Source organism: Bacillus sp. FSL H7-0578 (assembly GCF_038630855.1).
Lineage (GTDB): Bacteria > Bacillota > Bacilli > Bacillales > Bacillaceae > Bacillus > Bacillus safensis.
Genome location: NZ_CP152045.1, coordinates 2054678 through 2067480 on the forward strand (window position 1 = coordinate 2054678; position 12803 = coordinate 2067480).

Sequence of the window (12803 nt, forward strand, 5' to 3'; positions counted from 1 at the left end):
TCCCTATTTTTATACATTCAACACAGGAGAGAATTGGATGGAAAAGACAAAAAAACGCCCTATAAACAAATAGGACGTTTTCCAAATTAAATTTGCACCATTTTTACCGCACGGGCTTTTTTTGCTTTCCTTAAACCAAACCACCATAAAAAAATCATGAACGGCACCATGATATATCCCCAGTTTTTCATCCCTAATAGAATGAAATCATACAGGCCGTGAAACAGCACAGGGAGCGTTAAAGAAAGGATCAGCCATTTGCGCTGCTCTTTTTTATCAGAGAAGCGGGCTTTTCCGATATAAAATCCCATCACAACACCAAATAATGCGTGACTTGATACAGGTAATAAAGCACGGGTAAACGCATATTCGACCCCGTGGCCGACTAAGTAAAGGATATTTTCAAGTGTTGCAAAACCAAGTGAGACACTCGTTCCATACACAATTCCGTCATAGTGTTCGTCAAACTGGGCATGTGCATAAACGCTGACCATTAAAATAAACCATTTTAATGATTCCTCTAAAAAGCCCGACGTCACAAATGAAATCAAGATAGGATTTGTTGCAATATTTTCCTCTTGAAGGACATATTGAATAAACATGGTTGGAAACACAAGTATGACACCTAGCATAAAAGATCTGATGACCATGTGAACCGGCTCATTGTCGTACTGATCTTTCAAATAAAAATAACTTAAAAGTGCGATGCCGGGAGCTAAACCTGCTGAGATGATTGCGATCATAACCAGACCTCTTTCCCTACATTATCCTTCATTATCGTACCATGATTTACCCTTTTTTTATATGACTCGGGCCCATTTTTCTAAAAATACCTTTCTATATAATCCCAATTTATAAAAAAAAGAACCGAACCCCTTTGAAGGATTCAGTTCTTTTTTTATCCGTTAATTCTTTTTTTGATTTCTTCTGCAATGAGTCCGCCATGAAATCTTCCATTTTCGATAAAAATTTCATTGGCATTATTTCCAGCTGCAATGACTCCTGCAATGAAAATGCCTTCAACATTCGTTTCCATCGTCTCTTCATCAAATGCTGGACGGCCTGATTCTTGGTCAATCGTGACACCCATTTTTTCTAAGAAAGAATGATCTGGGTGATAGCCAGTCATGGCAAATACATAGTCACTTTTCACTCGATCCGTTTGATTTTGCTGGTTTGTGAAGATCACATCTTCTTCTGTGATTTCTTTCACCTGCGCACCAAACTCCATTCGAATCGTTCCATTACGGACAAGCGCTTCAAACTCTGGTAAAATCCAAGGCTTGATGCTGGATGAATATTCAGTTCCTCTATACAGCACAGTGACTCTGCTTCCGCATTTCACAAGTTCTAACGCAGCATCAACACTGGAGTTCTTCCCGCCGATCACCGTCACATCTTTATCAAAATATGGATGTCCTTCTTTAAAATAGTGATATACGTGGGGAAGGTCTTCTCCTTTGACGTTCATATAGTTTGGATGATCATAGTAGCCAGTCGCAATGACGACGTAATCACATGCATAGTCGTCTTTTGATGTATTCACCGTAAAACGGCCATCTTGTTTCGTCACGGCGTTTACTTTTTCAAAAGCATGCACACGCAGTTTTTTTCGTCTGACGACCTCTCGGTAATAGGAAAGCGCCTGAATACGAACGGGCTTACGGTTTTCAGTAATAAAAGCAACATCACCGATTTCAAGCTTTTCACTTGTACTAAAAAAGGTTTGATGTGTTGGGTAATGATAAATACTGTTCACGACATTCCCCTTTTCAATCACAAGTGCATCAATCCCAATTTGCTTGAATGCAATGGCAGCTGATAACCCGCATGGGCCGCCTCCTATTATGATCGCTTTTTCTTGTTTCATTTGTTCCACTCCTGTCATTTCACTGCAATAACAATTGCTGGGCTGTTTGATTCTTTGTTCCATTCCATAAAAAAATCTCCTATTTAAGGATAGGAGATTTTAAGGCGCGATGCAAATCAGCCGCTTAAATCCAGCCTCTGAATCGAGAAGCTTCAGCCATTTTACGTACACCGACCATATATGCAGCAAGACGCATATCAATTCGGCGGTTTTGCGCCATTTCATAAATATTATTAAATGATTTCACCATCATATCTTCTAAACGGGTTTCAACTTCTTCTTCTGTCCAGTAGAACCCTTGGTTATTCTGAACCCATTCAAAGTAAGAAACAGTTACACCACCCGCACTCGCAAGTACGTCTGGAACAAGCAGTACACCACGATCTGAAAGAATTTTGGTTCCTTCCAGTGTCGTTGGGCCATTTGCTGCTTCTACGACAATTTTGGCTTTAATGTTTGCCGCATTATCTTCTGTGATTTGGTTTTCAATGGCTGCAGGTACTAGGATATCACAATCCAGCTCAAGCAGCTCTTGGTTTGTAATTGTATCGTTAAATAGTTTAGTGACGGTTCCAAAGCTGTCACGTCGGTCAAGCAAGTAGTCAATGTCTAGACCATCTTCATCGTATAATCCGCCGTACGCATCTGAAATTCCTACGATTTTTGCTCCAGCATCATACATGAATTTAGCTAAGTAGCTTCCTGCATTTCCGAATCCCTGTACGACAACACGAGCCCCGTTAATGTCAATTCCTTTTTTCTTCGCCGCTTCTTTGATGCAGATCGTCACACCTTTTGCTGTTGCAGTATCACGTCCGTGTGATCCTCCAAGAACAATTGGTTTTCCTGTAATAAATCCTGGCGAGTTAAATTCATCAATTCTAGAATATTCATCCATCATCCATGCCATAATTTGAGAGTTCGTAAACACGTCTGGTGCTGGAACATCTTTTGTTGGTCCAACGATTTGACTGATGGCGCGAACATAGCCGCGGCTTAGTTTTTCAAGCTCTCTGAATGACATTTCTCTTGGATCACAGATAATACCGCCTTTTCCTCCGCCATAAGGAAGATCCACAATTCCACATTTTAAACTCATCCAAATTGAAAGCGCTTTTACTTCTTTTTCCGTAACGTTCGGGTGGAAACGGATTCCGCCTTTTGTTGGACCGACAGCATCATTGTGCTGTGCGCGGTAACCAGTGAAAATTTTCACCGATCCATCATCCATACGTACTGGAATTTTGACCGTTAATAGACGAATTGGTTCCTTCAGCAATTCATACACTTCCTGCGGATACCCTAATTTGTCTAGCGCTTTATGTATGACGGTTTGAGTTGACTTTAAAACATCTAGCTTATCTTCTGCGTTATGAGCGGCGTTTTGATCGGCTGCCATTAAAATAAACCCCCTAGAAATCTTTCATGATCTACTGCTCCCTTTCAAGCAATAGTATACACCTTCGTACTGGTAAAGCAAAGGTAAAAAGCGTTTTTTATCAAAATAAAATATCAGCGTTTATAAATATAAAAAAGGATATAAAAAAATACTGTTGTTTCATCACAACAGTATTAAATATAATAGAAAAAAGTGATTAAAAATACATTTGAATCGTTTTCACAGCATCTTCTTGCATGATCACTTTTCCATATTCTTTTAGCCGGTGAATGGTGAGTGTCGTAGGTGAACCAAACTCTGCTAAAATCGAAATGACTGTATCAGCAGATAATTCTCCAACATCATCCAGGCTGAGGTAATATTGACCTTCATAATGGTAAACTGTACCCCCTAAAAGTCCAATACGACTTAAACTATGGGACAGTTGAATCACATCTTCAAACGAGGCAAATTGATAGAGCACATGCTTACTCTCGTCGAGCTTGACTTGCATCTCAATGTAATCTTCATCAAACTCATCATCAGCATCTTCCTGCTGACTCTTTGTGACAATGACGACCATCCCCTGCGCCTGAAGAGAAAATACTTCAACAGCAATCGGTCCATTCGCTTCAAAACCGAGCTCCTGATTCGCTTCGTTCATCATGTCTTTAAACAGCTGATGGACTTTGAACGAATCTTTCCAAAGGTCTTCTTTCGTAAGACCTCGGTCTGTCAGGTCATCTAGTGTGAGAAAAATTTTGATTTTATTATAATTCAGACGCTCCAGTCGCATAACGTTCCCTCCTGCCTCTTCTAAACACACATCATACTGTAGTATATGAGATGATGAGTCATAGGTTCTTAATTTTGTATTCAGTTTACACTGTGTCAAGACGGAAGACAAGCACGAAGCTACGCTTACGGTGACTTTTATGGAAAATATTGAGGGTGCCGCAAGTTAACGCGTTTTTAGAGGCATTAAATAGATCAGATGGGTTTCTGGTTCTGCTCCGAGACGCAAGGGAATTTTTGTTGTTCCGTAGCCATTACTAATGAGAAAGAACGCACCTTTGACCTGGCCTGTTCTTCCTTTTTCATACGGTCCAAATTTCCCAATTCGGATCTGTCCCCCATGCGTATGACCGCTCAGGACAAGATCGATTCCTTCTTCTTCACTCATCAAATGATGTACATCTGGATTGTGTGATAAGAGAATATTGACATCATCTTTCACAAACTCAGGCCGTATCGCTTCATAATCTGCTTTTTCAAGCCGAATATCATCAATTCCTCCAATTTTGATTCGCTGCCCTTCAAAATTCCATACAGCCGTTTCATTTTGCAAAGTCGTGACATCGTATGCATGAAGAATCTCTTTAAACCTTTGCTGGTGCAGCTCATGATCATTATTTCCCCAAACAAAATAAACCGGCGCAATTCTTGATAAACGTTTCACATTTTCTTCAATCCTTGCATAGGGTACACCTTTTTCAGCTAAATCTCCGCCAATCATAATCACATCTGGCTCTTCCTGTCTGATTTCTGCTAATAAAGTGTCACTGATGAGACGTCTGTGTGTATCAGAAATAAAGAAAATGACAGCAGGCCGGTCTGATTGAAGTGCTTCTATTGTAAAGTAATGCTTTTTGATGTTGTTTTGTTTTGCCGTTTTCACCATTTTTGCCGTTACACACACACCTGTTGTAACAGCCGCAATGGCGGCAGTAAATCCGATGGCATATTTCATCACAAATGGCTCCCTTACATATCTTTCTTTCATAAGACGCTTGAATGAAAAAAGACGTTTCAACTGTTAAACGTCTTTTTTTCTCATTTATTTACTTTCATAATAGAGATTAATGTCGTATTGCTTCTGCATATAGTGAAAAACCGTCTCGCGCTCTTTCCACTGATTTGATTGCGGCCATAAATCTGTGCTTTTTTGTATAATTTCACATCGAAGCCGATGATATTCATCCTCAGCCTTTTCTTCTTTTTTCTTGTAGTAATAAGAGGCGTAAAAAGCAAAGACTTCAGCCATGATCCAAAACAGAAAAACTTCATGACCAAGCAGTGTGGCAATCATGGCTTCCGGCTGAAGCGAGCCGCCTCCCGCATTTGCCGTGATCACAAAATAAAACAAAAGAATGGCCAGCGATAGAAGGGCTGTCCATTGCCATCTTTTGCACTGCTTGGCAAAGCCCTCATATTTGTGCTTTCTTTTGATCAATGTTTCCATCATTTTCTGTGTCGGCTGATCCATATATCGGCTGATTGCGTGCAATGTCATCACATACACCCTGTCCCTTTTTTCTACATATGTATGTGCGTGCTTCTTCATTCATGTCAGGTGATTAGTTTTCTAGTGGAATATTCAGCACTTGACCACTATACACGCTGTTACCTTTCAAATGATTATAGGCTCTAATTTTCTCTTCACCCGAACGGTTTTTGTAATACTTCATTGAAATTCGATACAGGTTTTCCTCTGGACCAACAGTGTGCTGCACGACACGAATTGGTTTTTCTTCCTGCTTCTTTTTCTCTTCGGCCTCTTTTCGTTTTTTCTCTTCCTGTTGCTTTTGCAAGGCTAGCTGCTGCTGTTCACGCTTTTTGGCAGCTTCGGCTCTCGCGCGTTCTTTTTCTTTCGCTGCTTGTTCACGCTCTTCTTTCTCTTTAGTAGCTTTTTCTTTTTTCTGCTGTTCAGCTGTTTCTTTCGACCGCTGTTTTTCTTTCTCTTTCTTTTGCTTCTCATCATCAGACGCATCCGCTTTATCAACGCTTGAGTCATTTTTCGTTTCGACAAGTGCTGACGGGACTGGGTCTGTGTCAGCACTTGATGTAGAATCAATATTATATACATCTTGATTATTATTATGGTTGATTTCCTTTGATGTGTAGTAGATCAAAAGGAAGAACACTGTGACGACGATAATAGGAAAGATAATAGCAAGTGTTGTAAACAATGGATTACGCACCTTTTTCGTGCGCTGCTTTTTATATTCATGAAAATCTTCTCGTGTAGGAAAGTGAGAGTCATCTGAAGGCTGCACTTCTTCTTCAAAAATTTTCTCTGCATCATCGTCATGGATGTTTGTCAGCTGCTCCTTCTTTCTCTTCATTCTCGACATTTCTTCCATGTTCATCCCTCCCCCTATATTTCAAACGAATTTGACAAGCAAAGACTAAGTCAATGACAAAATGGGTCATGACAGGAACAAATAAATTCCCAGTCCACTCGTATAAAAGTCCTAAAAAAATACTAATTGAAACCACAAGGATAAACAAGAGTATTTTTGATAAGTAGCGAAAGTGAAGGAGCGCAAACACAATACTGGCAATTTCCAATCCAAATTGCTGCTGGACGATCCCTCGGAATAGAATTTCCTCTGAAAAGGCGATGAGCAGTGTTAACCAAACAATATGCGGGATGCTGCGATTTTTGAACATTTTTTCATTTAATCCGCCATCATCATACATATGAGCAGGAAACACCTTCATGACAATCGCATCCACAATGATCACAAGCACAGCGCCGCCAATTCCATAAGTCAGTATCCGCGCATCTTGGATCTCCCAAAGGGATGTAAAATTTGTCCAATGATTGAACATAAATATACCTAGTAAAAAAGAAATGATCAGCATCAGCAGCTGCGTGAAATACAGCTGTTCTACAACTTGTCGATCGGTTAATTTTTCGATGATTCGGCGATGTTGTTCAATCAATGCTGCGCCTCTTTTGTCAGATGAAACATACAGTCCAGCACGGTCTTCCAGTGTTTCATTTCATTCAGCTCCAATGGTTGATCTTTTTTTTCATAATCAGACAGGTCAAGTCCGCAAGAAGAGCAGCAGCTGCCAGAGGATGCGCTCTCCGTTTGATCAAGCTGTTCGTAAAAGTATGATAACAGAGATTGTCTAAAGCAGCTATGATCTGTGATCCGCTCCTTAAATTGCCACACTTTTCTCAGTTTTTCAGTTTGTCTGTCCTGCAATTTCTCTTTCAGTTTCATCAGGAGTACACGAGGCTCGTCAAATTGATACATCCTGTAATAATGGATCAGCATTCTTGCACGTGTCTCCTGAAGTCCTAATTCCATCAATTGTTCACGTAATTTCTTTTCATCATTTGTCTGCATTTGTGTGAGTCTAACTAAGAAGAAATCAATTTCTGGATCATCAAAGCCCTCTGCTTGTATTAAATGCTGTTGAATATCCGCGTCCTCTTCTGTATATAAAAGAATGCTCACACTATTTTTCCCGTCCCGTCCTGCTCTTCCAATTTCTTGCATAAATGCTTCAATAGACTGCGGCGGGCTCATATGAATAACAAATCGTATATCTGCTTTATCAATTCCCATTCCAAAAGCACTTGTACAACAAATGAGGTCAAGCTGTCCGCTGATAAATTGCTGCTGAATAAGCATGCGGTCTCCTGCATCCATTCCGCCATGGTAATACTCTACACGCTGATGGGTTTTTTGTTTCATTATAAGCGCCATATCTTCTGTCATTTGCCGGGTCGGGCAATAAATCAAGCCAGGGCCTTGCAGGAATTCCACAAGCTCAATGGCCCGTTTCTCTTTTGCTTCTTTCGTTTCGTGCGCTTCTTTGACTAATGCGATGTTTGGCCGGTTGACAGAATGGATATGAAAGTCTGGATGCTGCAATCTTAACGTTTGCACGGTATCTTTTAGCGTTTGTTTTGTTGCAGTTGCCGTCAGTGCTAAGGCGACAGGATGACCTAACGCTTCTCTCCATTCTCCCAGCTTGGAATATTCCGGACGGAAATCATGCCCCCATTCGGATATACAATGGGCTTCATCGACGACGAACAGACCAATATGCATCGATTTGAGCTGTTCTAGCAGCACCTCTGACATTAATGCCTCAGGCGCGACGAATAAAAATTTATATGATGGCAAATGCCGAATGATATGCCGTCTCTCCTGAAAAGATAATGTGCTGTTCAGTGCCGCCACTCGTTTTTCTCCGCGCATTTTCATTCGTTCGACTTGGTCCTCCATAAGCGATAACAGCGGCGAAATAATGAGAACTAATCCTTCAGTCATATAGCCGGGAATTTGATAGCAGATGGACTTCCCTCCGCCAGTAGGCAGCATGGCAACCGTATCTTTCTGATTCAGTACACTTTGAATAATGTCCTCTTGACCTGCTTTAAATGAGTCGTAACCAAAATATCGCATGAGCGTCTGATGAAGCTTATCCATTTGCTTTCACCATCCTTGTCAGAGCCAATCTTATTTGAAAATAAGTAAATGGATGTTCGAGTTTTTCTTTAATCAGCTTCATTTTATTTGTTTGAAGCTCCCTGGCTACTGCATGAATGGCCTGCTGCTCTTCTTCGCTCACATACGGCTCTATTGAGAAGCTCGGTTCATGTATGGACAGCTCGACAATATGGTCTTCGATCGTTGCCTTTTTTAATGAACGAATGTGAGCAATCTGATCAATATCATAGCCTTTTTGCACAAGCTCGAGCGTTTTATGGGTAGAGGTTGTTAGCACGCGTTTGAATTCAAGGTCACCTACGAGCTGCTGCATGACCTGCGCTTCACCTTTTTGGGCAGCATGAATAAAATAATGGAGGACATTCCAAAAAAGCAGGTACACATACCACACATCTTCTTTTAGCCACTCTGCCATTTGCTGATACGTACGCCCAATTCTTTCATTTGACGTCAATGAGTAAACAAAAATCAGCGCCTCTTGATCACTTATACGGGAAAGGAGCTTGTCTAGTTCATGATGCAGCTCTTCCGAAAGCTTATTCTTCTCGTGATGCTGTTTTAAGAAGGATTTCGTCCAGCTTTGTACAGATACATCTCTTTGTATTGGAACATATTGATGCGATCCAGCCAGATGGTGAGACAGCACTTGTACAAGTAACGAAAGCCTCATCCATAGCACCTTTGCTTTATCATGATATTTGGCACCATGAAAATAAGCGGGCATCGGTTTTTCTGAAAAATACTGGTTTAGCATACGCTGTCCTGCATTTGTAACAGTGAATGTCTCCCCTGTTTTTACGATGTAGTGCTTTTCGTCAAGCTTTATAGCAGAGCGATTCAGCTGATCCCTCGTAAACCCCGGGTAACAGCCGAAGTACTTTGAAAGCTGAAACAAACTGGCATCCTGTATGGTTTGTGATGATTTCTTTCCTTTAAAAAGATGGTAGACAGCACTTATGGAGCGTTCGCCGTTCAATTTATGTACACTGTCCATTAACATGACATCCAAGTAATGAAGAGTCATTCGCCAAAGCACCTGTCTTCCTGACAAAATTCGAATAATTTCTCCCTTTATTTTAACAGATTTCATCGAAGAAGAAATGTTTAAACTCAATTTGTGGGGGAAAGTTATGAACAAACCCTTATGTGATAAGCATTCTCAATCACTTTACAGTTGAAATGTGAAATTAAAATCATTACAATAAGGTTTGAGGAAATTGTTTTTTATCGGTGAAACTAAAAAGGTTAGACCATTTGTTCCATCGAACAATCTGGGAGGTATTTTTTTAACATGGCAAAATATACAATTGTAGACAAAGACACATGTATTGCTTGCGGCGCATGCGGTGCAGCTGCTCCAGACATTTATGATTATGATGATGAAGGCATTGCATTTGTTACGCTTGATGACAACCAAGGGACTGTAGAAGTTCCAGAAGTACTTGAAGAAGATATGCTTGATGCATTTGAAGGATGTCCAACAGATTCAATCAAAGTTGCGGACGAATCTTTCGATGGTGACCCGCTTAAGCATGAATAGTATAAAAGCCCCTTATGCAGGGGCTTTTTTTATATTAACTATTTTGAAGTCGGCGTTTATTTTCAAACCATGGACGCATTTTCACAAAAATGAGGCTAAACACGATGGTAATGATGATGCCTTTAATAAAGTTAAATGGTAAGATCCCTGCTGTAATGGTCGTCTTGAGCGCATGATCGGATAGTTCTGGCGCGTTTAAGAACCATGTGTAAGCTGGCAGGAATAAGAAGTAATTTAAAATACTCATCATCACAGTCATAAGCAATGTACCCGTAATCATAGACCATGCCATCCCTTTTGCTGATTTGATTTTTTTAAACATAAAGGCGACTGGCAAGATAAATAGTGTGCCTGCAATGAAGTTCGCAACTTGCCCAACTGGAACGCCGGACATACTGCCTTGAATGAGGTAATGCAGTACATTTTTTAATGCCTCAACAGCAATCCCTGCACCCGGTCCATAAATTAAAATCGCAATAATTGCCGGGATATCACTAAAATCAATTTTCAAATACGCTGGAAGACCCGGGAAAGGAAAATCCAATAAAATTAACACAAACGAAATACTGCTGAGCATACTGGTAACAACTAAACGCTTTACTTTACTTTGATTCAATATTCTCTCTCCTTTTCGATCAAATCTTTCGAAAAGAGGATTGTTCCATTTTAGCCACAAAAAAACCGCCCTTGAAAACAGGAGCGGGGAAATTGGGCTAGACAAATAAACGTGTGAACATGAATGTTTTCAACGTTTACGAACCTCCATCTTCTCCCATCCAGACTATACTGTCGGCTTCGGAATCACACCGAATCCTGCCAAAAAGGCTCGCGGGCTTAGAGACTATGCTCATCACCGCCGGTAGGGAATTACACCCTGCCCCGAAGATTGATCATTATTCAATTCGACATCATTATATATGATATATGAGCATTTGTACAGATAAAAATCTGAGCAAATTCATCAGTTTTAAGAAATCGTAAAAAACACAAAAATTATAATGACAAATGCGCAAAAATTGGTTATCTTTTGTTTAAAGGTGTTCATTCTTTATAAAGACACAAAGAAATGTTCGTGTTTTCTTTTTCACTTTACTGCTTTAATTTGATTGACACAGTGAAAAGGAATATGGTAAATTATCAGATATTTATGACGTTTATTTTAGGAGGAAATCTTACGATGTTTCGAGTATTAGTCTCAGATAAGATGAGCAATGATGGTCTTCTACCACTTTTAGAATCAGATTTTGTTGAAATTGTTCAAAAAAATGTAGCAGAAGCAGAAGATGAATTACACACGTTTGATGCCTTACTTGTCAGAAGTGCCACGAAAGTAACGAAAGAGCTTTATGAAAAAATGACTTCATTAAAAATTGTCGGCCGTGCCGGTGTGGGAGTAGACAATATTGACATTGATGAAGCGACCAAACACGGCGTCATTGTGATCAATGCACCAAACGGTAATACGATCTCGACAGCTGAGCATACGTTCGCTATGATTTCATCACTTATGCGTCATATTCCGCAAGCCAACATTTCTGTCAAATCAAAAGAATGGAACAGAGGTGCATATGTTGGTGCTGAGCTTTACGGAAAATCTCTTGGGATTGTCGGCTTAGGCAGAATCGGAAGTGAAATCGCGCAGCGTGCAAGAGCATTTGGCATGACAGTCAACGTGTTTGACCCATTTCTCACAAAGGAACGTGCAGAAAAAATTGGCGTCAATGCGAAATCACTTGATGAAGTACTCGAAGTATCAGATATTATTACTGTACATACGCCATTAACAAAAGAAACAAGAGGACTTCTCAATAAAGAAACGATTGCAAAAACGAAAAAAGGTGTTCGCCTTGTAAACTGTGCGCGCGGCGGCATTATTGACGAGGCTGACCTTCTTGAGGCACTTGAAAGCGGCCATGTCGCAGGAGCTGCACTCGATGTATTCGAGGTAGAACCGCCAACTGATAATCCGCTTGTGGATCATCCACATGTCATTGCAACTCCGCATCTTGGTGCCTCTACAAAAGAAGCACAATTAAATGTAGCGGCGCAAGTATCTGAAGAAGTCCTTCAATTTGCAAAAGGTCTTCCTGTCATGTCATCTATTAATCTACCAGCGATGACAAAAGACGAGTTCAAAAAGATTCAGCCTTATCATCAATTTGCAGGAAAACTTGGACGTCTTGTCTCTCAATCAATGAGAGAACCTGTAAAAGAAGTAGGCATTTCTTATGAAGGATCTATTTCAAAACTCGAAACATCCTTTATCACAAAGAGTCTTCTGTCAGGCTTTTTAAAAGAGCGTGTTGATTCGACTGTGAATGAAGTAAATGCTGGAATGGTCGCAAAAGAACGAGGCATTAGCTTTAGTGAAAAAATTTCTTCCAGCGAATCTGGTTACGAAAACAGTATTTCTATTGAAGTCAAAGGTGATCTTTCAACCTTTACTCTAAAAGCGACTTACATCCCGCATCTAGGGGAGCGCGTTGTTTCTATTAATGGATTTAATATTGATTTTTATCCAGATGGACACCTTGTCTATATCCAGCATACAGATGCACCTGGTGTGATTGGAAAGGTTGGACAGATTTTAGGCGACCATGATGTCAACATCGCCACAATGCAGGTGGGACGTAAAGAAAAAGGCGGCGAAGCCATTATGATGCTTTCTTTCGACAAGCATCTAGAGGACGAAATTGTGAAAAAATTAACTGAAGTGCAGGATATTCTTTCAGTCCGCCTGATTGACCTATAAAAAACAGT

The 12803-nt window shown here is 40.3% G+C and carries 13 protein-coding genes and 1 riboswitch; of the genes, 2 read left to right on the forward strand and 11 right to left on the reverse strand.

Annotation, left to right across the window (positions count from 1 at the left end; genetic code table 11):
• Positions 1-86 precede the first annotated feature (86 nt).
• From prsW to MHB41_RS10475, 10 genes are all read right to left on the reverse strand, one after another.
• A complete protein-coding gene (prsW, locus tag MHB41_RS10430; protein ID WP_024422824.1) occupies positions 87-743 on the reverse strand; it encodes a glutamic-type intramembrane protease PrsW in 657 nt (218 codons plus the stop codon).
• 155 nt (positions 744-898) lie between these two features.
• Positions 899-1870: a YpdA family putative bacillithiol disulfide reductase gene (locus tag MHB41_RS10435; RefSeq protein ID WP_034280402.1), complete on the reverse strand. Its 972-nt coding sequence runs from the start codon at positions 1868-1870 to the stop codon at positions 899-901.
• Between the two features lie 124 nt (positions 1871-1994).
• Positions 1995-3269, reverse strand: coding sequence for a Glu/Leu/Phe/Val dehydrogenase (locus MHB41_RS10440; RefSeq protein WP_007500982.1), 1275 nt, complete (start codon positions 3267-3269; stop codon positions 1995-1997).
• Positions 3270-3465: 196 nt separating this feature from the next.
• Entirely contained in the window at positions 3466-4044 is a 579-nt protein-coding gene (locus MHB41_RS10445; RefSeq protein WP_024428080.1) for a genetic competence negative regulator, read from the reverse strand.
• A gap of 165 nt (positions 4045-4209) precedes the next feature.
• Positions 4210-4998 carry a metallophosphoesterase gene (locus MHB41_RS10450; RefSeq protein WP_034280400.1) on the reverse strand — a complete coding sequence of 263 codons (789 nt, stop codon included), beginning with the start codon at positions 4996-4998 and terminating at the stop codon, positions 4210-4212.
• A gap of 87 nt (positions 4999-5085) precedes the next feature.
• Positions 5086-5541 (reverse strand): DUF2663 family protein, encoded by a 456-nt coding sequence (locus tag MHB41_RS10455; RefSeq protein ID WP_025093048.1) that lies wholly within the window; start codon positions 5539-5541, stop codon positions 5086-5088.
• Positions 5542-5605: 64 nt separating this feature from the next.
• Positions 5606-6391, reverse strand: coding sequence for a LysM peptidoglycan-binding domain-containing protein (locus MHB41_RS10460; RefSeq protein WP_340900173.1), 786 nt, complete (start codon positions 6389-6391; stop codon positions 5606-5608).
• Complete coding sequence (locus MHB41_RS10465; RefSeq protein WP_340900172.1) at positions 6336-6977, reverse strand: CPBP family intramembrane glutamic endopeptidase; 642 nt, start codon at positions 6975-6977, stop codon at positions 6336-6338. The genes MHB41_RS10460 and MHB41_RS10465 overlap by 56 nt, the downstream gene beginning before the upstream one ends.
• On the reverse strand, positions 6974-8482 hold the full coding sequence (locus tag MHB41_RS10470; RefSeq protein WP_340900171.1) for an ATP-dependent DNA helicase RecQ: 1509 nt from the start codon (positions 8480-8482) through the stop codon (positions 6974-6976). The genes MHB41_RS10465 and MHB41_RS10470 overlap by 4 nt, the downstream gene beginning before the upstream one ends.
• The gene (locus MHB41_RS10475; protein ID WP_034280391.1) at positions 8475-9527 is read right to left on the reverse strand and encodes a helix-turn-helix domain-containing protein; all 1053 of its coding nucleotides are present in this window, start codon (positions 9525-9527) and stop codon (positions 8475-8477) included. The genes MHB41_RS10470 and MHB41_RS10475 overlap by 8 nt, the downstream gene beginning before the upstream one ends.
• Positions 9528-9794: 267 nt before the next feature.
• Between MHB41_RS10475 and MHB41_RS10480 the strand changes: the two genes are divergently transcribed.
• Complete coding sequence (locus MHB41_RS10480; RefSeq protein ID WP_008361239.1) at positions 9795-10043, forward strand: ferredoxin; 249 nt, start codon at positions 9795-9797, stop codon at positions 10041-10043.
• 34 nt (positions 10044-10077) lie between these two features.
• Here MHB41_RS10480 and MHB41_RS10485 read toward each other — a convergent pair whose 3' ends face one another.
• Positions 10078-10659, reverse strand: coding sequence for an ECF transporter S component (locus MHB41_RS10485; RefSeq protein WP_034280389.1), 582 nt, complete (start codon positions 10657-10659; stop codon positions 10078-10080).
• Between the two features lie 144 nt (positions 10660-10803).
• Positions 10804-10934: riboswitch (FMN riboswitch) on the reverse strand.
• 286 nt (positions 10935-11220) lie between these two features.
• On the opposite strand from MHB41_RS10485, the gene serA reads away from it, so the two are divergent.
• Positions 11221-12795 carry a phosphoglycerate dehydrogenase gene (gene serA, locus MHB41_RS10490; RefSeq protein WP_024422834.1) on the forward strand — a complete coding sequence of 525 codons (1575 nt, stop codon included), beginning with the start codon at positions 11221-11223 and terminating at the stop codon, positions 12793-12795.
• Positions 12796-12803: the final 8 nt, after the last annotated feature.

Excerpts from the sequence above, each read along its gene's own strand:
- MHB41_RS10460 (WP_340900173.1), bottom strand. The coding sequence starts at position 6,391 with ATGGAAGAAATGTCGAGAATGAAGAGAAAGAAGGAGCAGCTGACAAAC.
- MHB41_RS10440 (WP_007500982.1), bottom strand. The coding sequence starts at position 3,269 with ATGGCAGCCGATCAAAACGCCGCTCATAACGCAGAAGATAAGCTAGAT.
- MHB41_RS10470 (WP_340900171.1), bottom strand. The coding sequence starts at position 8,482 with ATGGATAAGCTTCATCAGACGCTCATGCGATATTTTGGTTACGACTCA.
- MHB41_RS10475 (WP_034280391.1), bottom strand. The coding sequence starts at position 9,527 with ATGACTCTTCATTACTTGGATGTCATGTTAATGGACAGTGTACATAAA.
- MHB41_RS10455 (WP_025093048.1), bottom strand. The coding sequence starts at position 5,541 with ATGACATTGCACGCAATCAGCCGATATATGGATCAGCCGACACAGAAA.
- MHB41_RS10450 (WP_034280400.1), bottom strand. The coding sequence starts at position 4,998 with ATGAAATATGCCATCGGATTTACTGCCGCCATTGCGGCTGTTACAACA.
- prsW (WP_024422824.1), bottom strand. The coding sequence starts at position 743 with ATGATCGCAATCATCTCAGCAGGTTTAGCTCCCGGCATCGCACTTTTA.
- MHB41_RS10445 (WP_024428080.1), bottom strand. The coding sequence starts at position 4,044 with ATGCGACTGGAGCGTCTGAATTATAATAAAATCAAAATTTTTCTCACA.
- MHB41_RS10435 (WP_034280402.1), bottom strand. The coding sequence starts at position 1,870 with ATGAAACAAGAAAAAGCGATCATAATAGGAGGCGGCCCATGCGGGTTA.
- MHB41_RS10480 (WP_008361239.1), top strand. The coding sequence starts at position 9,795 with ATGGCAAAATATACAATTGTAGACAAAGACACATGTATTGCTTGCGGC.
- serA (WP_024422834.1), top strand. The coding sequence starts at position 11,221 with ATGTTTCGAGTATTAGTCTCAGATAAGATGAGCAATGATGGTCTTCTA.